This window comes from Rheinheimera salexigens (assembly GCF_001752395.1).
Classification (GTDB): Bacteria; Pseudomonadota; Gammaproteobacteria; order Enterobacterales; family Alteromonadaceae; genus Alishewanella; species Alishewanella salexigens.
In genome coordinates this window covers 1,636,962-1,660,936 of record NZ_MKEK01000001.1, presented here as the reverse complement: position 1 = coordinate 1,660,936, position 23,975 = coordinate 1,636,962, and the positions used below count along the sequence as shown (strand labels likewise).

Below are 23,975 nucleotides of genomic sequence, written 5' to 3'. Positions count from 1 at the left end.
TACTATAAAGAATTTGATATAGGCACTGTGCCTGATTACTGCTAGTCTGAATATTAATTATTAACCTGATAAGCATTTATTACATTATACGATATGTCTGAATATATTCTTGCAATTGATCAAGGCACGACGTCAAGTCGCGTTATTATCTATAATAGACAACTTAAGGCTATCACAATAGCTCAACAAGAAGTCGAGTTAATTTATCCACAGCCCGGTTGGGTCGAGCAAAACCCCGAGCAATTATGGCAAAGTGTTTATAATTGTATGGTCACTGCACTGAAACAAGCCCAACTTAACGCGACTGATATTGCCGCTATTGCTATAACTAATCAGCGCGAAACAAGCTTGCTGTGGCATAAATGCACAGGAAAAACCTTATATAATGCCATTGTCTGGCAAGATAGACGTACTGCACAAACTTGCCTGCAGTTAGAGCAGCAAGGTCATTTAACTGATATTCAGCAACGTACCGGCTTACGACTTGACCCGTATTTTTCCGCCACTAAATTAGCCTGGTTACTGGATAATATACCGGATGCGCGAGTGGCTGCCGATAATGCCGAACTTTGCTTTGGCACTGTTGATAGCTATCTTTTATGGCGCTTAACCGCCGGTAAAGTGCATGCTACGGATGCCACGAATGCCAGTCGAACCTTATTATTTAACTTACATACCCAAGAGTGGGATCCTAAGCTACTAAGCTTATTTGATATTCCGGATTCATTACTTGGCGAAATAAAAGATAACGCAGCTGAATTTGGTTATACCGATACTAACTTATTTGGTAGTGCTATCCCCATATTCGCCATGATTGGCGATCAACAAGCGGCATTATTAGGTCAAGCTTGTATTACCCCTGGCATGGCTAAAAGTACTTATGGCACGGGTTGTTTTAGTATGCTTAATACCGGCTCTAAGGTATTCATTAGCCAGCAGCAACTAATCAGCACCCTTGCTTGGCGACTTAACGCTAAACCAACCTATGCCCTTGAGGGTAGTATTTTTATGGCCGGCGCTATTGTGCAATGGCTGCGGGATAAACTGGGTATTATCCAGCAGGCTGCAGACACCGAAGCATTAGCGCAACAAGTGCCTTATCAACAATCTGAATTATTAATTCCCGCTTTTACCGGCCTTGGCGCACCTTATTGGCAACCCAATGCGCAAGCCGCAATATTTGGTATGACCCGCAATACCGGTAAAGCAGAGCTAGCCGCCGCCGCTTTATTAAGTGTCTGTTATCAAAGTCGCGATTTATTACAGGCAATGGCAGCAGATGGAATTGCCCTGGATATACTCAGAGTGGATGGCGGGATGACGGAAAACAGCTGGTTTTTACAGGCTTTAGCCGATATTACTCAACAACCCTTGCAACGCTGTCACACGGCTGAGACCAGTGTATTAGGTGCAGCATTTTTAGCAGGGTTACAATTAGGCTATTTCACTGACCTAAGTGATATACAGCAAGTTTGGCAAGCTAATCAACAGTACAATCCTAAAATTCCCCCGCTACAAGCTGATAGCCTCTATCAACGTTGGCAAGATGGCGTTACAGCTATAATTAACAAATAACTACAAGTTTACGATTGTACTTGCTTATAAAATCAGCAGTGATTAGAATGCGCGTCCAAGAAAGGCAAGTCATCTGAAAAGGTGTACACGCAAAGCCTCAGATCTAAGGCATTATTACAATGCTAAGATAGCTGGGCTACCGTCGCCAAAGCGATGTTTAATCTGTTTGTTCCAGAGTTAAACGGCGTTAAAGCTGTCCTTTCATATGATTTCTTACATTGATAACTCTTTTGGAGCCTGATTATGAACATTAAATTTGCTGCGCTTGCTGCTGCTTTCGTTGCTAGCTCATTCGTAAGTACTCCTGTATTAGCTGATGACCAATTAGCTCTATCTATTTGCTCTTATGTTGCAGCTGATAATAAAAATAGTTTAAGAAAAACATTATCAGACAATCGCTTACGTTTACGTAATGTGTATGAAGGTATTGTTTGTGACGGTTTACCATTAGTTCGCCATGCGATTAAAAATAATGCTGTAGATGCTGCAGGCTTTATTATTAGTCAGTTACCTGGTAGCCAAGTTGCTGCTGCGGGTGATGTTGAATGGGCACAAAGCAATGGTTTTGCTGCTTCGCCAATTATTGGTGCAATTAAAGAACGTAGCGCAAGCTAAGCTCGTTGTTTAATTCAAAAAAGACGCCTAATGGCGTCTTTTTTATTTTATAAAATGTTCAAGGCTAGTATTTAAGCTGCATCAACATCTTTAGTAAAACAACGTTGTTTAACATGCTCTGCAATACCCACACCGGCCTCAGACATGGTTAAATAAGTTTCATTTGCTCCCGCAGCAATAATTTCATTGGCTTCGTCATTATGCATACTGTGCGAAACTACTTCACCGCTAAAACCAATTTGCCTCAACTTTCTGGCGGCTATCACTTTAGCTTCAACATCATTCATGCTTAAAATAACCGCTTGCACCGAACCAAAATTAAGTCCCTGCCAAAACACCTGATCTTCTGCATCAGCATAAAACACATTAAAGCCTTGCTGCTGTAACTTGGCCACTTTCGCGGGATCTGAGTCCATGGCAATTAAGGAAATATCGCTTTGCAGATAATTATATGCCGCAGTTCCGGTGCGGCCCATGCCCATAATTAATACTTGAGCGGCACCTAATGAGACAGGTTGTTCATCGGGGTGATGAATATTACGCTCAAATTTCATCAGTCTATTACAAATTCTATCGTAGATAGGGTGAGCAAAGCGATTTAACGGCGCAGAGATAACAAAAGATATTGCTACCGTTAAGGCTAATGGGATCAGCCACTCTGGTAACACCACACTGGCTACAATTAAACCAAATTCGCTGTAATTGGTTAAGCTTAAACTGGTTAAAAATGCGCTACGAGAGCGTAATTTAAACAGTATTAATAATAAGAAAAACAATAAGGCTTTTAGCGGTAATAACAATGTCATTACGCCGGCAAATAACCAGGCATTGCTATCGGGTAAACCATCTATACCTATTTGTAAAAAGAAGCCGACTAAAAACACCTCTTTTATACTCCAAAGCGATTTAGATAACTCCTCCGCTCTAGGATGCTTTGCCAACATGGCCCCAAATACCAGTGCGCCTAATTCAGAGCTTAATCCTACCGCTTCAAAACCCGAACCACCAATGACTAAGGCTAAAAGTAAACCGAATAAAATTAATAAATCTTCATGACCACTGGCATCAAATAGTCTAAATAATAATGGTCTAAATAAGGGTAAGGTAAAGACTAACAACGCCCAAGGTGATGGCGCTGTGCCATTAGCTAGGCTCATCACTAATAACGCTAGTAAATCTTGCATAATCAAAATGCCAATAGCCACTCGACCATGAAAGGCCCGTAACTCTCGTTTACTTTCTAATACTTTAGCGGCTAATACCGTACTAGAAAACGCCAATGCCACTGCTAACATTAGGGCTTGATACCAACTGACATTGAAAATGAAAAAAGCAGCAGGAAAAGTTAAAATAATAGAGACACTAAAGTGTAAAAGGCTGGAGCCTAAAATTTCGGGCTTACCCAAACTGCGAACATTGAGTTTTAAACCAACGGTAAATAACAGTAATAACACGCCTAGATGGGCAACATGATGAATAATTTCCGTACCTTCTGCTGGCATACTTAAATCAGAAGCGGTTGCCGAAATCATAAAGCCCGCGAGCAAGTAACCAATTAAAGGCGGCAAGCCTATGCTTCTGACTATTAATCCTAACGAGAATGCAAACCCTATCCAAACTGCTTCTAACATCTATAACGTCCAATTTTTCTTTATGTCAGCACAATCATTGTGCATATTTTGTTATTTTTATTTGCTTGTTTATTTATGACTATTAACAAGCCTTACTCTGTACATATATCAATCAGATTTTGGCGTTTTATTAAGTTTTCGGCGGCGAAATAACCGGCCTTTTTTCCGCCCAAACCAATCTTGGTAAGTTTGGTGTACTCCACGGCGCATTGCTGACGAAGAGTCTTCAAGAAAATCTATACCGGTCAAAACAGCAATCACAAATAATGATAACTTAATGGCAACTACACCATGACCAATGCCTATAGACACCCCTATTGCCGCTAATACCCATATTGTTGCCGCAGAAGTAACGCCAACCACTACGCCATCGCGCGTTAACATGACACCTGCACCTAAAAATCCGACACCGGTAATAACTTGACCGATAATACGTGATGGATCTGTCATATCGCTATTGATAGACATCGACGTTGCGATAAATAGATAAGTACCCACTATAATCAAAATCGAGGTTCTAATGCCCGCCGGTTTACCTCTTAATTGGCGCTCAATACCGATGATGCTACCGCATAATAAAGCGATACCAATATCACTCCAATTATAGGGGGCAATACTCAATAAAACCGACCAATCCAACATCTTTTTTTCCTTTACCCGACTTTTAGTTTTTGGTAATTGTGGTGTGATTTTTATATTGTCTGTAATCCAGCCATACTTAAAACCTGATGTCGGCTTAAAGCATTCAGCTAAATTTTAAGGCTTTATAATAAAAACCCAGACTTATCCCCATTTCGTGCAATTCTAACGCAATAGCTTACTTTTCGCCTTAACTCAATGCTATGTTTATGCCACTCTATGAGGTAAACCTACTAACGATGCTAAGAAATTATAGGAACGCTACCATGAAGCTACTTAAACCCTCTCTTATAGCGCTAGCCCTGAGCAGCTGTATGCTGCAAGCAGAGCCACAAAGCGTTAAATGGGATGTAAATGCCCCGCAAGGTGAGTTTAAAACCGTTAATATTAATGTCTCGCAAGGCAGCTGGATGAATATTGATGTCAGCCCAGACGGCAAAACAATTGTCTTTGATTTACTGGGCGATATTTACACTATGCCTATTAGGGGTGGTAAGGCGACAGCGTTAACTCAAGATATCGGTTGGCAAATGCAGCCCACCTTCAGCCCTGATGGTAAGTCCATTGCTTATACTAGCGATCAAGGCGGTGGTGATAATATCTGGATTATGAATGTCGATGGTAGCGAACCTCGTGCCGTAACCAATGAAACATTTCGCTTACTTAATAGCCCCGCCTGGAGCCCAGATGGTGACTTTATCGTTGCTCGTAAGCATTTTACCGCCAGTCGCTCTTTAGGCGCTGGTGAAGTATGGCAATACCATAAGGCTGGTGGCGAAGGTTTAAAGTTAACCACTCGTAGTAATGATCAAAAAGATTTAGGCGAGCCCGCATTTTCGCCAGATGGTGATTATATTTATTTTTCTCAAGACGATACCCCTGGTAAAACCTTTCATTACAGTAAAGATTCCGGCGCAGGTATATATGCCATTAAACGTTTTGAGCGCAGCACGGGTAAATTCGAGACTGTATTAAAAGGTCCTGGTGGCGCGATTAGACCAACGCCATCACCAGACGGTAAATATTTAGCTTATATTCGCCGTGTCGATTTTCAAACCAGCTTATTTTTATATGACTTAGAAAGTGGCGAACATAAAAAGCTATATGATGCTTTAGATCGCGATATGCAAGAAACTTGGGCTATCCACGGTGTATACCCTACCCTAAGTTGGACACCTGATAATAAGGCTATCGTATTTTGGGCCGGTGGTGAAATTCACAAACTAGAAGTCGCCAGCAAAAAAATAACTAACATTCCTTTTTCAGTGAATAGTGATAAACAAATTCAAACCGCGGTCAGAGTTAAACAAGATCTGGATCAAGATATTGTTGAAAGTAAGATGCTGCGTTTTGTACAAGTATCGCCAAATGGCAAACAAGCGGTATTTTCAGCCATGGGTTACTTATATATCACCGATGTAAAAGATCCTAAACCGCGTCGTTTAACCAAGCAAGTAGAAGAATTTGAATTTTATCCGCAGTTTTCTCGTGACGGTAAACAACTAGTTTATGTCACTTGGAATGACCAGCAGCAAGGCACAGTAAAAATAATAAACTTGCGCAATGGCCGAGTCACAAAGTTAACTGAACAGCCTGGTAAATATGTCGAGCCGGTATTTAGCCCAGATGGTAAAACCGTCGTTTATCGTAAAGTCGCAGGAGGCAGTTTATTAGCCAAAGAATGGTCACTAAACACTGGCTTATATCAAGTCAGCCATAATGGCGGTGTTGCCACGTTAATTAGTAAAAATGGCTATGCGCCCATGTTTACTAACGATAATGCTAACGTATACGCCATGGATTCTGGCACTGCGCCTAGCTTAATTCGTATTGATTTAACTAAGCATAGCCAACAAACCCTGTACACGGCTAAGTTTGGTACTGAGTTTAAATTGTCCCCAGATGGTAAATTCTTAGCTTTTGCTGATCGCTTTAAAGTGTTTATTACCCCTTTCACTGAGCGTGGAACTGCCATTGATATTAGTGGCACAGATAAACAATTCCCAGTGAAGCAACTATCAGTTCGCGCGGGTGAATACCTAAGCTGGAGCAGTGATAGCCGTAATTTATATTGGAGTTTAGGCCCAGAACTGTATCACGCCAGTATTAATGGCATTTTTGATGATACTAAATCAACTGACTTTGCCGTAGAAAACGGCACCAATCTTAGTGTTAAAATAGCCGCAGACATACCTAAAGGCACTGTTGCTTTTGTTGGTGGCCAAATCATTACTATGCACAATGATCAAGTGATCCAAGACGGCGTAGTCGTTGTGGAAAATAACAAAATTATAGCCGTGGGTACTCGGCAAGATATTGCGGTTCCGGTAAAGGCTAAGGTGATTGATATTAGTGGCAAAACCATTATGCCTGGCTTATTTGATGCCCACGCCCATGGTGCCCAAGGCAGTAATCAATTAATTCCGCAACAAAATTGGCGAAACTATGCCTCGTTAGCCTTTGGTGTTACCGCTATCCATGACCCTTCTAACGATACTCGAGAAATATTTACCGCCAGTGAAATGCAAAAAGCCGGTATTATTGCCGGGCCGCGTATTTTCTCAACCGGAACTATTTTATATGGTGCTGAAGGCGCAGGTTACACTTCGCATATTGATAGCCTAGAGGATGCTAAATTTCATTTAGAACGGCTAAAAAAAGCCGGTGCTTTTAGTGTTAAAAGCTATAACCAACCAAGACGAAATCAGCGCCAACAAGTTATTCAGGCAGCCCGTGAATTAGACATGATGGTAGTGCCTGAAGGCGGCTCGTTAATGCAGCATAACTTAAGCATGATAGTCGATGGCCACACCACCATTGAACACTCATTACCAGCGGCAGTGATATACGACGATATCAAACAGCTATGGCAAGCCAGTGAGACGGCCTATACACCAACATTAGTGGTGGCCTATGGCGGCATTTGGGGTGAAAATTACTGGTACGATAAAACCGATGTCTGGGCCCACCCTAAGTTACAAAACTTAGTACCAAAAGATCCGCTAGCCGCCCGTAGTATGCGTCGCCCTAAAGCACCAGAGCACCATTACAACCATTTTTCTATTGCTAAAACGGCAAAAGAATTATCTGACTTGGGCATAGTCGCCAATATTGGCGCCCATGGTCAACGCGATGGTTTAGGGGCGCATTGGGAAATATGGATGTTTGCTCAAGGCGGCATGACACCCTTAGAAGCATTAAAAACCGCGACGATTAACCCAGCTAAAACTTTTGGTATGGATCATCAACTAGGCAGTTTAGAAACGGGTAAGTTGGCCGATCTTATTGTGATTGATGGTGACCCACTAAAAGATATTAGGGTTACCGATAAAGTGACTCATACCATGGTTAATGGCCGTTTATTTGATGCCAATACGCTAGATGAAATTGGTTTGCGTGATCACAAACGGCAACCTTTCGCCTTTGAAGAAACACCTAACTAGCCTAAACTATTTAGCTAGGCTTTAAACAAAAAAGCTAACCCTAATCGGTTAGCTTTTTTTTAGCTTTGCTTACTACTCAGAATAACTTACTGCTCAGTCTTACTTAATAATAATATTAAGTGGTTACGCTGCTGCTCAGTATCTTGACTAGAGAAAGGTAAAATAATATCTTGTTTATTGTCGTTATTTAAATCAAGCACGGTGACTTGCTTAGCATCACGAGGTAAGGCAACACTAATATCTATACTACTACGTTGAAATAAACGTTTACTATCGGGTAAGTAAAACTTCAATTTATTGGCGCCATCTCCTAGCAGCAGGCTGCTTTTACCATCTGCGTCTAAATCAGCTAACTGCAGTAATGGCATATCAAAGCGAAAATTACTAATACTGACATCTATCGTCGCCCCTTGGCGAAAATCAGCCTTAGTGTTGTAACGCCTATTTTCATTTAACAAATAAAAATCGACATTTAAACTAGCACTTCCACGCAATAACACCCGAATAATAGTGCCGACACCAAAATGGGTGCTAGCAATATAAAAATCTTGCCGACCATCACCGTTTATATCCGCAATTTTAACGTCTATTGGCGAAGAGTCAGTATTAATACTGGTATCAGGTTCAGGCTGAAAAACCAGACCGTTAGTGGTTTTTTGGCCATAGTGCACCCTAAAGCTGGTTTTACGCTCTAAAGCATCAATAAACTGCTCGCGTTCAATCACAATATCTACAATTCCATCGCCATCAATATCTGTGACCTTAGCGATACTATCGATATTCTTACCGGCATAAGTGGCACCAGCATCGTTACGTTGATCAGCCTCTTGCTCAGTGGATAGCGTTATGGGCCACGCTAATTTTTCTGCCTTGGTTAAAAAACTGCCATCTTGTTGTTGTAAAAAAGCATAAAACTGGCCTTGCAATACCATTACAATATCAAGTTTGCCATTAGCATTAGCGTCTACTACATAATAAGGACGCGGTTGATAGTTAAGATCTTTGCTCCAGTTTTTTACTAAGGCTGGCACGCTAAGCGGATAATGGTTAAATTGACCATCCGGTTGTTGGCGAAATAACTGAAAATGATTAAAATCGGGGATTAAAAAATCACTTAATCCTGAACCTAAAGCAATAACAAAATCATTGTCTCGTAAACGGGATTTATCAACAACTCGGTATAATGAGTCGCTGCGAACTAAAGGTGTAACCTCGCCGGTCTCACTTAACCAACTTACGCCTTCTGTCGTAAAGAAAACTAATTGTTCATGGCGCTGATTAGCTAACGTAGCGCTAGCAAAAAATTGCGCTTGAGCCGGTATAGCAACTTGGTTAGCAGTAAAATCGGTTAACGAGATCCGGCTTAACCAGCGCTCATACTGATTAAATCCCGAGACCCATAGTTGTTGGCGTTTTGGCATAGCCAGCAAGCTACCATTAGCGGGATGAGCTAAGGTAATATCAACTTTATCTAAGCGTACTTCTGCAGCACCTAAGCTGAACATTGCAAACACACACACACTAATAAATAGATAAATCCGCATTCTGCTTAATCGCTCCATTAAAACAGCCTGTAGAATTAATAACATAGTGCCTATACATTTACTAGCGCAACAAAAAAGCCAGCAATATATTGCTGGCTTTTGCAGGTAATTGCAGAAAGTACGGCTTAATTAACGCGCATTGGTACTTTCAAATATTTTGTCTGCTGAAGCAGCAACAAAACCTGTATATAAGATACCGTTGCTCATTGGGTAACGACGGGCAAACTCATAAAAGCAGCTAGGAATAGTCGCAGTTACATCACTAAATTGCACCGGATGTAAGTCAGCTAATGTTGATGATTGCTCTAAGTACACCTCTGGGGTGCCTTTAATTTCACCACCTGAAGTATTTAATAAATACCCGGCCGCTTTTAATGCACTATTAACTTGCTCTAAGGTTTCAAAGCTATCTAAATCATTTACGTTAACGGTAAAGTGATTGGCACGATAGCCCCAAGCAGCTACCCAAGCGGCATATTCACTTTCTGCTAACAGCTTTTCATACGTAGCTTGATCAACCTGCCAGTGCGTACCAGAGTATAAGAAGTTATCAGCGGTTACTGCAGACTCAGGTATTTTTGCCACTAACGCAGTAATGGTTTCGCGCAAATAATCTGAGCACTTATCTAACAGTAACTCTGAGATAAACACTTTAGGCAAAGTACGATCGGCATGTTCATAATGCTTAGCGTATAATTTCTTTGCTTCAAAATGGTATTCACCACACTCTTCATAACCTAAAGCTTTAAAATGAGCAGCCAGTTTTTCTAAACCTACTTTTTCAATATTAAAAGTACGCAAAGCAATGTGATCATTAATAATATCGTCTTGTTGCGACGAGCCTAAAAGCTTATGTACGCTTTTTGCTGAAGGGGTAACTTCAACATAATTTTGCCACAAGTTTTCAAAAAGCGCTTTTACATCTGTATGCATGGTAAATTTATTTCCACTATTAAATATTAATACGACTTAGACCTAAACTGCGCCTAAACAATACCTAAACAACACCTAATTTATAGCTAAGCAACACTTACACTAGGCTGACACTTTATCCAAATAGATAAACCTAGCCATATCACCTTGCTCAAGCTGCAATAATTCAGCAAACTCTGGGCTAATAAGCAGCACGCCTTGCTGTGCATCATATTGCGCTTGCTTGGCAAAGCTGGCTCTAAAGTTTTCTAATTTTGTATTTGCCACTGCCAGCGTATAATCACCTTGGATCGGTGTGATCTTTACCGGCACTTTTTTACTTTCTGCTACCGATTTAATTTGCTTAAGTTGAGCTTCAACAGTTGGCCCAGCATCAAATAAATCAATATAACCTTTATGAATAAAGCCTTCGCTTTCCAGCATTTTAAGTGCAGGTTTGGTGTTTTGATGCACCTGGCCAATTACTTGCTGTGCTGCTTCAGGCAACAAACCAACATAAATGGGATGTCTTGGCATTAATTCAGCAATAAAGGCTTTTTTACCAATGCCTATCAGGTGATCGGCCGTGGGAAAATCAATAGTTAAAAATAGCTGTTGTAACCAGTGCCAAAATGGTGGCTGGCCGTTTTTATCTGCCGCCCCACGCATTTCTGCGATAACCCGGTCAGAAAAGCGCTTAGGGTGCTCGGCCATAAACAAAAACCGTACTTTAGACAAAAACCGTCCAGCATGATTACGGCGGTAACTTTCGCGTAAAAATAAGGTGCAAATTTCTGATGCGCCAGTGTAGTCGTTACATAGCGTTAAGGTTCTTAATTGGTTAAAAACATTAAGCTCAGCGCTATGATGCACTATGGTATTTTGTTGAAAGTGATACAACGGCGTGCTAGTGCCTACTGCCGCTTCAATACCCGTAGTCCCGACAATTTCACCGGTTTCGCTATCTTCTAACACAAATAAATAGCCTTGATCGCCCGGCTGGCTAACATCAGCAATAATGCTTTGCTCGGCATGGCTGATTTTTTGCGTTAAGCGCTGATCATTCACTGGCAATGACGTAAAACCATGGCCAGATTCAATCGCGATTTGCTTTAACGCCGCAAAATCAGCCTTAGTGATCGGTCGGATCACTAGCATCTGTTTAAGCCTTAACCATTTTAGCGATAGCTTGCTCAAAACGAGCTAAGCCAGCTTCAATATCAGCATCTGGGATCACTAACGAGGGTGCAAAACGCACAATGCTTGCGCCCGCTACTAAAACCATTAAACCTTCGTCAGCCGCGGCAACCATAAAGTCACGCGCTTTACCGCTGTATTGTGCTGTTAATTCGGCACCAATTAATAAACCTTGGCCACGTACATCAGCAAACACATTATATTTTTCATTAATTTTGGCTAAACCGTCACGGAATAATTGTGCTTTGGCCATTACACCGTCTAAAACTTCAGGTGTATTGACGGTATTAACTGCAGCTAATGCTACCGCACAAGCTAATGGATTACCGCCGTAGGTAGAACCATGAGTACCAGGTACTAAATGCTTAGCAATGTCGTCTGTAGTTAACATAGCGCCGATTGGGAAACCGCCACCTAAGGCTTTAGCAGTAGTTAAAATATCAGGCACAACATTATATTGCATATAACCATATAATTTACCGGTACGGCCGACACCTGTTTGCACTTCATCAAAAATTAATAATGCATTATGGGTATCACATAATTCACGAACCGCTTGTAAAAACTCAGGTGTAGCAGGTAAAACACCGCCCTCACCTTGCATCGGTTCAATCATTACCGCACAAGTTTTATCGCTGATTAACGCTTTTAAACTGTCGATATTGTTAAATTCTGCATGTTCGATAGCGCCCGGCTTAGGACCAAAACCATCAGAATACGCAGGTTGGCCGCCTACGGTGACGGTAAAGAAGGTACGACCATGGAAACCTTGTTTAAAGGCAATAATTTGGTCTTTTTGCTCACCGTATTTATTTTTAGCATAACGACGAGCTAATTTTAACGCCGCTTCATTCGACTCGCCACCCGAGTTAGCAAAATACACTTTATCCGCAAAAGTGTTATCCACTAATACTTTGGCTAATGCTAATGCTGGCTCGTTAGTTAATACGTTTGATAAATGCCACAATTTATCCGCTTGGTCTTTTAATGCGCCAACTAATACTGGGTGGCAATGACCTAAACAAGTAACGGCAATACCGCCGGCGAAATCAATATACTCACGACCTTCTTGATCCCAAATCCGTGAACCTTCGCCTTTAACCGGAATAAATTTAGCTGGAGCGTAATTAGGTACCATTACTTCATCGAATAAACTTCTTGTAATTTGCATCGTTACCTCACTGAATAGGTTGAAAGTGACATCACTATAAACGGTTCTAATTATAACGCTTTTAGTTATAACCTTAATAGTGGTCAGCATGATTGTTATCAATTATATTGGTTTAACGCGCCAATTTGCAGTAGCATTATTAGCAATATAACGAGTTTAATGTGCATTTTAACGGATATAAAAAGCAAAATGATAACTAAAGAAGATGAAAGATTATTAGTGCTATTAAAAAGCAATGCGCGCACTAGCATTTCAGACTTAGCAAGGGCGCTAAATATATCACGTTCTACCGTGCAAACCCGTATTGCTAAATTAGAACAAACTGGTGTTATTAAAGGTTATTCTGTCGATTATGGTGATAAATATTCTGCCGAATTAGTCTCTGCGCATGTCAGTATTAAGGTAAAACAAAAACTCACTGCAAAAACCAATATCGAACTAAAACATTTACCGCAAGTCTCGGCTCTGTATGCAATTAGTGGCGAGTATGACTTAATTGCCATAGTGCAAGCCCAAAGCACCGAGCAGTTAAGTCATATCCTTGACGACATTGGTAACTTAGACGGTGTAGAGCGCACCAATTCATCGGTGATTTTAGAAACTAAATTTAAGCGTTAACACCTTAAAACTATACAGCTTAAAGCGTTACAGCTTACCGTTGTAACGTCACGGTGGGTTGGCGTGGTGTTTGCCATAGATTAGGCTTAGCTTGTAAATAGTCGATAAAGGCTTGAGCTGCAGCTTTGCAATCAGTATTTTCTGCTTTGCAGGGTAAGCTGGGTACATCTTTATATTCAGCTAAATATGACATGGCGCCACTGCTGTCTTGCTTGGCATTCACCCGCTTTACGGCAAACACACTAGGTTGTTGTATTGCTTGAGTCGACTGTAAAATAATATCCACTCGATCACTGTGCTGCTGTTGGATATGCTGTAAATGTTGCCAACCATCATTGCCATCAGCTAGATAGCTGGTCGTTGCCATGGTATAGACAGTATCCGCTGCAATATCTTGCCATTGTCCATTATGCCAGACTTGCAGTTGACTTAACTTAGCTTCACCGCTTGCAGTTTGCTGGGCGACATAACGTAAATTACCGCTATAAGGGTATTTACCGGTATGCGCACCCGGCACTAAGCTAGCACTGATAATATCGGTTAATAATTTTTCGATATCAGCACCAAGAATACTCATTACCGATAATGGCGTGTCAAAAGGCAGTACCTCTAAGCGAATATTGCCTTCATAAACTGTCCCTGCTTCCAAAGCTGCACGTATATTACCGGCGCCTATCAGCGCGAAATCGACTTTTTTACCGGTTTTAGCCTGTAATGACGGTTGATTAAGCCAAAATGTCATGCCATCAGCAATATATCCCGCTAACTGTGATCCATGCTGATCACTACCGCCCGTGCCTGGTAATCTCACATGATTAATAACCGTTTCAGTGTAGCTAATTGCTGCACCGTAAGCCTGTTGTACTGCCGGTAAATATTGGCTATTTAATACTTGCCGCATCGTGGCATCTTCAGCCATGATGGCTGTGCGGGGTAAAGCGGCAATATAACGCTCAGTTTGTTCTTGTTTCTCTGCTGCAATACGGCTCGCGACATCACGAGCAGCAGTAACATAAAATTCATTACTGGCTAAAATAGTATTATTACCAACACAAGCTACTAGCTCACCTGCTGGTGTAAACTCAATAATAGCGTTACCCATCGCTTGGGCAAACTGTCCGGCTTGGAGTACACAGGTTTTACCTTTGCCGTCAGGGTTAGTAATCAACTCAGCATACGCCGGCTGCTGGCCTAAATGCCAATGACTAAAGTCTCCTAATAAACTATGAGAATGGCCCCCCACAATGGCATCAATACCATTAACACCAGCCGCTAAGGCTACATCACGCTGACTCCCCAAGTGGGTGAGCGCAATAATGTGTTTAATACCCATATTAGTTAACGCATTAACAGTGGCTTGAGCACTAGCTATTTCATTATTAAATACTAAATGGCCCGTATTCGTAGCAATAGCTCGCATATCTTCTAATGCTAAGCCAAACACTGCGACTACAGGCTGATCTGCCGCCTGCTTAATATCAGCTAGCGGCATAAATTGATTATTCTTTACTATAAACAATTGATAAGGCTGTAAATTAATACTATTACTTAAAATGGGTTCAGCTTGGCTGTCAATATTCGCGGCAAGTATGGGAAAATTAACCTTAGCCATAAAGTCAGCTAATTTAGTTAGGCCAATATCAAACTCATGGTTACCCATTGCCATCGCATCTAACTGTAAGCGATTTAATATATCAATATTAATTTCTTGCTCAAACAATTCAAAATAAGCACTCCCCTTAAACGCATCGCCGCCATGTAAAAATAGCGCCGGTATACCCTGTTCCGTAGCCTGTTGGCGCAGAATAGTAGCTTGGGTTAATAAGCGTGGATGGCCACCAATATAGGTATAGAGTGCTTGTTTATCAGCATCGCTGACAATTGCTGGGCTGGGATCAAAATGTGAGTGAGTATCATTAATATGGATAAGGCTTAAACGCAAACCCACTTCTGACTGGGTTGGTGGTAGCTGGCTACAGCTAAGTAATATAAATACAGATAAAAATACTGAGATAAAGCGCATAAATAGCCAGCCTAAGTATAGTGTTGAGTAATAAGTGTTTAGTGTAGCGTTATCAGCTTAGGCTTATAACACCGTACTGATTTTTTCAGCTAAAGCTTTAATTTGTTCCATATCGCCCATTTCTGAGCTATGGCCCTTTAATTTAGCTAAATGTTCTGGAATTAAATGAAAATGCAAATGGGGTACAGTTTGCCCTGCCTCTTTACCGTTAAGCTGCATTAAAATAATGCCTTCCACCCCTAAGGTCGATTTTTGAGCTGACATCACTTTTTGCACTGTCGTCATGGTATGGGACAGCATATCAGCAGGAATATCCAGTAAGGTTTCGGCAGCAAATTTAGGTATCACTAAAGCATGACCGGTTGCCTGCGGCATAATATCCATAAACGCTAAACTGTAATCATCTTCGTAAATTTTAAAACAAGGTAATTCGTCGCGAAGAATTTTAGCAAATACATTATTGTCATCGTAGCTACTATTTTGGTTCATAGAATGCTCCTACTTATTGATAATATTTGATTATACCTGCGTTATAAAAAAATAGTTACAAGCAAAAAAAAGCAGCCATAGCGTTACTTACCTTGGCTGCTTTTATCTGGTTTGCGCTAAATATACTTAATAATAGAACAGTTCTATCCTTTAACATATTAGCATTTAACGTATTAGCACTTAACCGTTTGGTTATCTCAAAATTAAGTTTTTAAATGCTTAGCGTGAAAGCGTAAATGTGACTCAATAAAGCTAGAGATAAAGTAATAGCTATGATCATAGCCTTCTTGATAGCGTATTTCGATATCCGCTTGCTCATGCTGTTTAGCCGCGGTAATTAACGTTTCTGTGCGCAGTTGATCTGGAAAGAAGTTATCTGCGGTGCCTTGGTCAACTAATATTGGCAATAAGGTTTTAGCTTCTGTTAATAACAAAGAAGCATCATATTGCTGCCATTGTTGCTTATCTTCGCCTAAAAATCCGGTTAACGCTTTAATACCCCAAGCAGCATTAATGGGATTACAGATAGGTGAAAACGCTGAAATACTGCTGTAACGCTCGGTATTACGTAAACCAATCACTAAAGCACCATGACCACCCATAGAGTGACCACTGATCGCCCGCTTATCTGACAGCGGTAACTGCGCTTCAACTAATTGCGGTAATTCATTTAAGATATAGTCATACATTTGATAATTCTTGGCAAAAGGCGCTTGGGTAGCATTAACATAAAAACCAGCGCCTAAACCAAAGTCATAAGCCGCATTTTCATCATCAGCAACACCTTCACCACGCGGGCTAGTATCTGGAATTATTAACGCTATACCTAATTCAGCAGCAATACGTTGCGCGCCAGCCTTACTTGAGAAGTTTTCATCGTTACAGGTTAACCCCGACAACCAATAGACAGCTGGCACTTTTGCCGTTTCTGCTTCTGCTGGTAAAAACACTGAAAACTGCATCTTACAGTTAAGCGTGTTCGAGCTGTGCTCATAGCGGATTTGTTTGCCACCAAATACCAGATGTTCACTGACTTTAGTTAATATATCTTGACTCATAAAACCTCCAAAAACACCGAAATAACTAAATATGAATATGAAAAATGAAATTATTAATACTTAGCTAAAAGATAGATTTCTATAAACAAAGATTAGAACCCCAAGCTGGTTACACAGGATGTCTGAACGAGCACTTGCGCGAACCAATTACTGTGACAAGTACTGTGGCTAACCAGAATGGGTGTTGTAATCTACTTACTTTACAAAAATCTTAAAAATGAATAACAGTACGGATTGACTTACCTTCATGCATTAAGTCAAACGCCTTGTTAATGTCTTCTAAAGGCATAGTGTGAGTAATAAAGGTATCTAACTCAAACTCACCTTGTAAATAACGTTCAACATATTCAGGTAATTCAGTACGGCCTTTAACACCACCAAAAGCGGTACCACGCCACACCCGGCCAGTCACTAACTGGAAAGGACGTGTAGAGATTTCTTGACCGGCACCCGCCACACCAATAATCACCGACTCACCCCAACCTTTGTGACAGCACTCTAATGCTGAACGCATCACGTTAACGTTACCAATACATTCAAAAGAAAAATCGACACCGCCATCCGTCATTTCAACAATAACGTCTTGAATTGGCTTATCAAAGTTCTTAGGATTAATCACATCGGTTGCGCCAAGTTGCTTCGCAATTTCAAATTTATCTTCATTGATATCAATCGCAATAATCCGGCTAGCTTTAGCCATAACTGCACCAATTATTGCCGATAAACCAATGCCACCTAAACCAAATACAGCAACAGTATCGCCTGGTTGTACTTTCGCCGTATTCATTACCGCGCCCATACCAGTCGTCACACCACAACCTAACAAGCAGACTTTTTCTAAAGGCGCTTCTTTATTAATTTTGGCTAAAGAGATTTCAGGCAAAACCGTGTATTCAGAGAAGGTCGAGGTGCCCATGTAATGATAAATTGGTTGGCCATTTTTAGAAAATCGAGTCGTACCGTCTGGCATTAAACCCTTGCCTTGAGTCTCACGAATAGCTTGGCACAGATTGGTTTTACCTGATAAACAATACTTACACTCACCACACTCAGGCGTATACAAAGGAATAACATGATCGCCAACAGCAACTGAGGTAACACCTTCACCAATGGCTTCAACAATACCACCACCTTCATGGCCTAACACTGCAGGAAAAATACCTTCTGGATCATCGCCCGATAACGTAAAGGCATCAGTATGACAGACGCCAGTGGCGATAATCTTCACTAAAACTTCACCTTTTTGCGGTGGCATTAAATCAATTTCTTCAATTGATAATGGTTGGCCTGGGCCCCACGCAACAGCAGCACGAGTTTTAATCATTTCCATTTTAGTTTCCTTATAGATACAGCGAAAAAATGACAGATAGCTGAGTATACCCTGAAATAGACTTTTTCTATATGCATGTAAATACTACATAGTGGTAATTCAGTTTTACTCAGTGGTAACAGTTGTTTTTCCTTAAAAAAAACACCACAGCCTTAATGGGTAGCTTGTGGTGTTGTTAACTCAACAATATTCAGTCGAACTAAGGTGCCTTTATCCAATGCTTAAAGCTGCACTAATAACCGGCTCTAAAATTTAATTGCTCTAGCAATAGGCTAATTTGCCTTGCCAAACAATTTGTTGATAGCGCTCTTGGTTGGTATCCCCTTCGGTGCTAAACAGCAAGATACTAGAGTCTTGATTCAAACCTAACTCAGACGCGATTTGTTTGCCTTTAGGATCAGTCGCCAGCAAGTACAGTAATCCCATGCAAATTGCGCCTGACTCGCCACTGATTACTTTATTATCGCCACGCAACGGATTCCCTAAGATACGCATCCCCAAGGCAGAAACTTCATCGGCAACCGACACAAACTGGCTGCTGCTCGCTTTAAGGATCGGCCAAGTAACAGGGTTAGGTTCACCACAAGCTAAACCGGCCATAATAGACTTTAAGTCGCCGCTCACATTAACAATATCGCCTGCTTCGCCAGAGCGATAAATACAATCGGCAGCATCAGGTTCAACGATGACGCTTTTGAAGTTTGCACTGCCTAAAGCATCCACTAGATAGCCTAAGATGCCCCCGGCCATTGCGCCTACGCCAGCCTGTAAAAATACGTGAGTCGGTAGGTCAGAATCAGTATCCTGTAATTGCTGTATGGCTTCATCTGCCATGGTCATATAGCCCTGAGATATCCAGGTTGGGATCTTAGTATAGCCTTGCCATGCTGTATCCTGAACTAAGATCCAATCCTTTTCATCGGCCATTTGGCTTGCCAAGCGCACGGTATCATCATAGTTCACGTCAGTAACGATACACTCAGCGCCCAAACCTTTAATCCGCTCAACACTGGCCAGAGATGAACCTTTTGGCATATAAACTACCGCTTTTTGGCCCATTTCCCGTGCAGCCCAAGCAACGCCAGTACCATGATTACCCGCTGTAGCCGTAATAAAAACTACCGGTTCAGGCAGCTTGCTACCTATCGTTTTCATATCTATGTCTGCAATATCCACGTTCAAATGCTCAGCCAGCAAGCGCGCTAAAGCATAAGAACCGCCAAGCACTTTGAACGCATTCAGGCCAAAACGATGCGACTCATCTTTCACCTGAATCGATTTCACGCCTAATTTCTTGGCTAAATGCGGCAAAGAAACCAGAGGTGTCGGCGTGTACCCCTCTATCTGGCCATGAAACTGACGGCACTGCTGGGCAATTTCCCGAGTGAAAAGCGGACTGCTATCACCAGTATAGAAACGGTTATCGGTTACTTTAAACATAGAATTCTCTTTAATGTGAGAGGGCTAACAAGAGGTCACGTTAATGGCCTCTTAAGTAAAACTGCTACTTAATAAAAGCAATAGCTTCAACTTCAACCAAAGCATCTTTTGGCAATCTGGCCGCTTCAATGCATGAACGAGCAGGCGCAACGTCAGTACCAAACACTTCAGTGTACACTTCGTTAAATGCAGCGAAATTTTCCATGTCTGATAAGAAACAAGTGGTTTTTAACACGCTGTCTAACCCAGCTCCTGCAGCTTCAAGTACAGCCTTAAGGTTGGCTAGCGATTGCCGAGATTGCTCTTTAATACCGCCTTCTGCAAAAGCCATAGTGTTTGGATCAAGTGGCAGCTGGCCAGAAGTAAATACTAAGTCTTTAAAAGCCAAACCTTGTGAGTATGGACCGATAGCAGCAGGGGCATTTTCTGTGTGTATTTTCTGTTTCATCATTTTCTCATTATTTCATTATTTCAGGGTTACAATTTAAACTCACGGATGTATTTATAAACGGCGTGGCGAGTTACTCCCAGACGTTCAGCAACCATTGGGGTTGCATCTTTTAACTCAAAAATGCCATTCTCAAGAAAGTTGCTTGGCAATGGCTTTATTCTTACCTTTCAGTGTAATAGTCGGATCATTTTCGATATCGCGTATCGTATTATCTAACGCCTGAGTAATCACATCGGTTGCATTTGAGTTAAAGTTTTCAATCACGGCACCATTGTGCTGCGCTATATCCGGCATTAAGGTTTGCATGATTTCCGAAAACGGATAAGACAAGTTCATATTGATGCAAAACATGCCTATAGGTCTGCCGCCCTCACCCGCTAGCACACAAGTGGTCGACTTTAATAAAGCACCGTCTTTATTTTTGGTAAAATAACTTTTAGGCGTTAACTCTCCCGTCTTTTCGACATGACGTAACATCTTCAAGCCTAAATCTGTCATTGGCGAGCCAACTTCTCGGCCGGTTTGATGACCATTAATTATTTTAACTACTGACTGTTCAAAGTTTTCAAAGGAATGGATCACCAACTCACAATGAGGACCGATGAAATCGGCAATGGTATCTGCTAATCGAAAATAACCGACCAAACATTCCCTGTCTTTATCTGATAACTCTGTATTAAACGATTTATACGCGGAAAAACTCATTTCATAGGCCACTTTAGTAAACTCTATTTGCAGTGATTGTAAACTGCAAAAAAGTAAAACTCAATACGCAAAGTTAACTTTATATGACTTTAGTCGTAGTTAAGAAACTTAAACTTTCCGCATTAAATATATAAATCCTTTGTTTTCAATGTGTTAAGCTAAAAATCGAAATTAATCACGAAAAGGACTATCGTCAACAAAAGTTAATAGTGTAATCTTCGACTTAATAGTTAACTCGGTGACTAGTAATACGTACCTATATCAGAGTAAACAAAAGTTAACTTTCATATTGATAATGACTAGCACAGGGTTATAGACAAGCCTAAACACTATTAATAAAAAATGAGATCAACTATGGCTAATAATTTACAGCGTGGGTTTGAACAAGCAGAGTTTGAACACAGAACCAGCCGAGCGCAGCAGATGATGCGTGAACTAGAGTTGGACGCTATGCTCTTCACTACCGAGCCTAATGTCCGCTACTTCACCGGCTTCCATACCCAGTTTTGGCAAAGCCCGACTCGGCCTTGGTTTGTTATCGTACCCGCACAAGGTAAGCCCATTGCCATAGTGCCAGAAATTGGTGCCAGTGGCATGGCAAGCACCTGGATTGATAATATTATCACTTGGCCTTCACCACGCCCTGAAGATGACGGCATTAGCCTAGTTGCCAGTACGCTTAATTCACTTCCTTGTCGCTTTGGCCGTGTTGGCGCGACCTTAGGTATAGAGTCGCATTTGCGAATGCCAATCAATAATTATCTACAATTGACCACGCTGATGAAAAAACAGTTTGTCGACGTGTCCTTGGCTGTTCATGAACTGCGCCAAATTAAATCACAAGCCGAGATAGCTAAAACCCGGGAAATTTGCCGGATTACTAATCTGGCTTTTGACAAAATCCCGCAAAATGCTCGTATCGGTATGTCTGAGCGAGAAATTTGCAAGCAATTGCGCATCGATCTGCTGCAAGCTGGGGCCGATGAATGCCCCTACATTATCGCCGGCTCTGGCCCTGATGGTTATGACAGCATCATTATGGGGCCAACAGATCGGATAATTGACTCCGGCGATGTGCTTATCATCGATACCGGAGCCGTGCGTGACGGTTATTTCTCCGACTTCGATCGCAACTGGGCCTTTGGTCATGCGAGCGAACAAACTAAAGCCGCTTATCGCGCCTGTTACGAAGCGACCACTCAGGGCTTTGCCGCTGCCCGCCCTGGTGCCACCACTTCAGACATTTTCAATGCCATGTGGCAAGTGCTCGAAGCAAATGGTGCCTTAGGTAATGATGTCGGTCGACTCGGCCACGGACTTGGCATAGAGCTAACAGAACGTCCATCTAATACCGCCACTGATAACACTATGCTTAAACCTGGCATGGTCATGACGTTGGAACCCGGCATGGTCTATGCGCCAGGTAAGTCTATGGTCCATGAAGAGAATATCGTCATCACCGAAAATGGTGCTGAATGGCTTAGCCGTCGAGCAGAACCCGAACTGATCATTATCGAATAAATAGAGACAAGACTATGAATACCAAACAAGAATTGACTCAAGGCCGGATGCTTTTTCTAAGTACTATGAGCTTTATATTACTTATCGTGCTGTCAGGGATCTTATTCCCAGAGCAACTGTATACTGTTGGGATAGGCACCATGACCTACCTAACTGATACCTTTGGTTGGGTCTACATTGGCGGGTCTTTTACCTTCGTCATGGCCATGTTTTATTTAGCCTTCAGTAAGTATGGCCAGATCAAACTCGGTGCCGATGATTCCAAACCTGAATTCAGCACGTTTTCTTGGATAGGCATGCTGTTTTCTGCCGGAATGGGCACCGTGATGCTGTATTGGGGTGTGGCTGAGCCGGTCTATCACTATATGAACCCTTTGGTAACTACAGGTATCGATGCCCAAACAGCACAAGCCGCTGAATTTGCCATGAAACAAAGTTTTATTCATCAGGGCATTCAAGCCTGGGCGGCTTTCTCTGTAATTGGCTTAGTGGTTGGCTACTTGATGTACCGTAAGAATGAAAACGGTCTTATTAGTAATATTCTTATCCCTTGGGGCCGCGATAAAGCTAATGGCAACTTAGGTAAAGCAATCAACCTGATCTGTGTATTTGGTGCTATTGCCGGTATTTCAACGTCTTTAGGTCAAAGCGGCTTATCGTTAGGTATTAGCTTTACCTATCTTTTCGATACCCCTGTGTGCCTTGGGTTATTTTCTTGCTTGTCGGTGTAATTGCCTTAATCACTATCCTATGTGCCACCACTGGGCTAGAGAAAGGCATCAAGATGTTTTCGGACTATAACGCTTATTTGCTTGTAGGCTTAATTGCTCTGGTGGCACTGGTTGGCCCCACTACCGCTATGTTCAATGTCTATTTTGATACTATGGGTAACTACATTAATGACTTCTTTCAAGACGCCTTAATGTTACCTACCTTTGCTGCTGTAGAGGAATCGCCTTGGTTACGCGGCTGGCCCATCTATTACTATGCTTGGGCTATTGCATGGGCACCTTTTGTTGGACCTTTTATCGCTCGTGTCTCTAAAGGCCGGACAGTTAAAGAGTTTATTTTAGGTTCTATGTTATTGCCTTGCTTAGGTATCTTTGTCTGGATCGCCTTCTTCGGCACTATCGGTATTATGTCTGAACCCGATGTATTAGCCGCAGCAGCTGCTTCTTCAAAAGCCGCCACCTTTATCGTGCTAGAAAACTTCCCAATGGGAACGGTTATTTCTATTGGTGTCGTTATTGCACTTTTCACTTGCTTTATCACTTCACTGAACAGCTCTACCTTTACCTTGGCCAGTATGTGTGAAGACGGTAGTGAAAACCCGTCTAAAAAGATGAAGATAATTTGGGTTATTGCCCAAGTTGCCATGGCGCTGACCTTAATGATGGGTAGCCAAACCGGGATAGAACTGTTGCAGAGTATTAGTCTTATCTTCGCCTTCCCACTGATATTTGTATTGTTCCTTTGCATCATTAGCACCTTGAAGATGTTTAGAGCCGAATTTGAACCTGTTACAGACTCTCAACCTCAGCCTTTAAAAGCTGCCGCTAGAGAAAAGCTTTTAAGCGAGTAAAGCATTACCTGTTGGCTGCGGGTTAGCGCAG

21 protein-coding genes and 1 riboswitch are annotated in these 23,975 nt (G+C 41.7%); of the genes, 7 read left to right on the top strand and 14 right to left on the bottom strand.

Annotation, left to right across the window (positions count from 1 at the left end; translation table 11 throughout):
* Window positions 1-93 precede the first annotated feature (93 nt).
* Together glpK and BI198_RS07650 are read left to right on the top strand one after the other, a co-directional pair.
* Window positions 94-1,575: a glycerol kinase GlpK gene (gene glpK / locus BI198_RS07655; protein WP_070049021.1), complete on the top strand. Its 1,482-nt coding sequence runs from the start codon at window positions 94-96 to the stop codon at window positions 1,573-1,575.
* Between the two features lie 53 nt (window positions 1,576-1,628).
* Window positions 1,629-1,719, top strand: a riboswitch (cyclic di-GMP riboswitch).
* A 99-nt stretch (window positions 1,720-1,818) separates the two neighbouring features.
* The gene (locus tag BI198_RS07650) at window positions 1,819-2,190 is read left to right on the top strand and encodes a DUF3718 domain-containing protein (RefSeq protein ID WP_070049020.1); all 372 of its coding nucleotides are present in this window, start codon (window positions 1,819-1,821) and stop codon (window positions 2,188-2,190) included.
* Window positions 2,191-2,261: 71 nt separating this feature from the next.
* On the opposite strand, the gene BI198_RS07645 is transcribed toward BI198_RS07650, so the two are convergent.
* Both BI198_RS07645 and BI198_RS07640 read right to left on the bottom strand, forming a co-directional pair.
* Complete coding sequence (locus BI198_RS07645) at window positions 2,262-3,821, bottom strand: cation:proton antiporter family protein (protein ID WP_070049019.1); 1,560 nt, start codon at window positions 3,819-3,821, stop codon at window positions 2,262-2,264.
* Between the two features lie 108 nt (window positions 3,822-3,929).
* Window positions 3,930-4,463 carry an MgtC/SapB family protein gene (locus BI198_RS07640; RefSeq protein ID WP_070049018.1) on the bottom strand — a complete coding sequence of 178 codons (534 nt, stop codon included), beginning with the start codon at window positions 4,461-4,463 and terminating at the stop codon, window positions 3,930-3,932.
* A gap of 263 nt (window positions 4,464-4,726) precedes the next feature.
* Between BI198_RS07640 and BI198_RS07635 the strand changes: the two genes are divergently transcribed.
* Window positions 4,727-7,903: an amidohydrolase family protein gene (locus BI198_RS07635; RefSeq protein WP_070049017.1), complete on the top strand. Its 3,177-nt coding sequence runs from the start codon at window positions 4,727-4,729 to the stop codon at window positions 7,901-7,903.
* A gap of 86 nt (window positions 7,904-7,989) precedes the next feature.
* On the opposite strand, the gene BI198_RS07630 is transcribed toward BI198_RS07635, so the two are convergent.
* The 4 genes from BI198_RS07630 to BI198_RS07615 form a co-directional block, all read right to left on the bottom strand.
* Window positions 7,990-9,447: an FG-GAP repeat domain-containing protein gene (locus BI198_RS07630; protein WP_070050748.1), complete on the bottom strand. Its 1,458-nt coding sequence runs from the start codon at window positions 9,445-9,447 to the stop codon at window positions 7,990-7,992.
* 129 nt (window positions 9,448-9,576) lie between these two features.
* Window positions 9,577-10,380 carry a DUF1338 domain-containing protein gene (locus BI198_RS07625; protein WP_070049016.1) on the bottom strand — a complete coding sequence of 268 codons (804 nt, stop codon included), beginning with the start codon at window positions 10,378-10,380 and terminating at the stop codon, window positions 9,577-9,579.
* Between the two features lie 102 nt (window positions 10,381-10,482).
* Window positions 10,483-11,517, bottom strand: coding sequence for an arginine N-succinyltransferase (gene astA / locus BI198_RS07620; protein WP_070049015.1), 1,035 nt, complete (start codon window positions 11,515-11,517; stop codon window positions 10,483-10,485).
* A 4-nt stretch (window positions 11,518-11,521) separates the two neighbouring features.
* The gene (locus BI198_RS07615) at window positions 11,522-12,727 is read right to left on the bottom strand and encodes an aspartate aminotransferase family protein (protein WP_070049014.1); all 1,206 of its coding nucleotides are present in this window, start codon (window positions 12,725-12,727) and stop codon (window positions 11,522-11,524) included.
* Between the two features lie 189 nt (window positions 12,728-12,916).
* Here BI198_RS07615 and BI198_RS07610 point away from each other — a divergent pair, with 189 nt between their 5' ends.
* Window positions 12,917-13,345: an Lrp/AsnC family transcriptional regulator gene (locus BI198_RS07610; RefSeq protein ID WP_070050746.1), complete on the top strand. Its 429-nt coding sequence runs from the start codon at window positions 12,917-12,919 to the stop codon at window positions 13,343-13,345.
* A gap of 34 nt (window positions 13,346-13,379) precedes the next feature.
* Here BI198_RS07610 and BI198_RS07605 read toward each other — a convergent pair whose 3' ends face one another.
* The 8 genes from BI198_RS07605 to BI198_RS07575 form a co-directional block, all read right to left on the bottom strand.
* Window positions 13,380-15,368: a bifunctional metallophosphatase/5'-nucleotidase gene (locus BI198_RS07605; RefSeq protein WP_070049013.1), complete on the bottom strand. Its 1,989-nt coding sequence runs from the start codon at window positions 15,366-15,368 to the stop codon at window positions 13,380-13,382.
* 63 nt (window positions 15,369-15,431) lie between these two features.
* The gene (locus tag BI198_RS07600; RefSeq protein WP_070049012.1) at window positions 15,432-15,857 is read right to left on the bottom strand and encodes an HIT family protein; all 426 of its coding nucleotides are present in this window, start codon (window positions 15,855-15,857) and stop codon (window positions 15,432-15,434) included.
* A gap of 203 nt (window positions 15,858-16,060) precedes the next feature.
* Window positions 16,061-16,915, bottom strand: coding sequence for an S-formylglutathione hydrolase (gene fghA, locus BI198_RS07595; RefSeq protein ID WP_070049011.1), 855 nt, complete (start codon window positions 16,913-16,915; stop codon window positions 16,061-16,063).
* A 211-nt stretch (window positions 16,916-17,126) separates the two neighbouring features.
* Entirely contained in the window at window positions 17,127-18,236 is a 1,110-nt protein-coding gene (locus BI198_RS07590; RefSeq protein ID WP_449421112.1) for an S-(hydroxymethyl)glutathione dehydrogenase/class III alcohol dehydrogenase, read from the bottom strand.
* Between the two features lie 270 nt (window positions 18,237-18,506).
* Entirely contained in the window at window positions 18,507-19,685 is a 1,179-nt protein-coding gene (gene dpaL, locus BI198_RS07585) for a diaminopropionate ammonia-lyase (RefSeq protein WP_070049009.1), read from the bottom strand.
* A gap of 64 nt (window positions 19,686-19,749) precedes the next feature.
* A complete protein-coding gene (locus BI198_RS07580) occupies window positions 19,750-20,136 on the bottom strand; it encodes a RidA family protein (RefSeq protein WP_201243444.1) in 387 nt (128 codons plus the stop codon).
* Between the two features lie 26 nt (window positions 20,137-20,162).
* Window positions 20,163-20,285, bottom strand: coding sequence for a helix-turn-helix domain-containing protein (locus tag BI198_RS16470; protein WP_201243442.1), 123 nt, complete (start codon window positions 20,283-20,285; stop codon window positions 20,163-20,165).
* The gene (locus tag BI198_RS07575; protein ID WP_201243439.1) at window positions 20,266-20,841 is read right to left on the bottom strand and encodes a helix-turn-helix transcriptional regulator; all 576 of its coding nucleotides are present in this window, start codon (window positions 20,839-20,841) and stop codon (window positions 20,266-20,268) included. Before BI198_RS07575 ends, BI198_RS16470 begins: the two co-directional genes overlap by 20 nt.
* Window positions 20,842-21,195: 354 nt before the next feature.
* On the opposite strand from BI198_RS07575, the gene BI198_RS07570 reads away from it, so the two are divergent.
* Genes BI198_RS07570 through BI198_RS16330 form a run of 3 tightly spaced genes read left to right on the top strand, consistent with a single transcriptional unit; the run spans window position 21,196 to window position 23,944 of the window.
* Entirely contained in the window at window positions 21,196-22,362 is a 1,167-nt protein-coding gene (locus BI198_RS07570) for a M24 family metallopeptidase (protein WP_070049007.1), read from the top strand.
* A gap of 14 nt (window positions 22,363-22,376) precedes the next feature.
* Window positions 22,377-23,093 carry a BCCT family transporter gene (locus BI198_RS16335; RefSeq protein ID WP_201243437.1) on the top strand — a complete coding sequence of 239 codons (717 nt, stop codon included), beginning with the start codon at window positions 22,377-22,379 and terminating at the stop codon, window positions 23,091-23,093.
* Window positions 23,078-23,944, top strand: a complete 867-nt coding sequence (locus BI198_RS16330) for a BCCT family transporter (RefSeq protein WP_201243436.1) — start codon at window positions 23,078-23,080, stop codon at window positions 23,942-23,944. The genes BI198_RS16335 and BI198_RS16330 overlap by 16 nt, the downstream gene beginning before the upstream one ends.
* The last annotated feature ends 31 nt before the right edge of the window (window positions 23,945-23,975 follow it).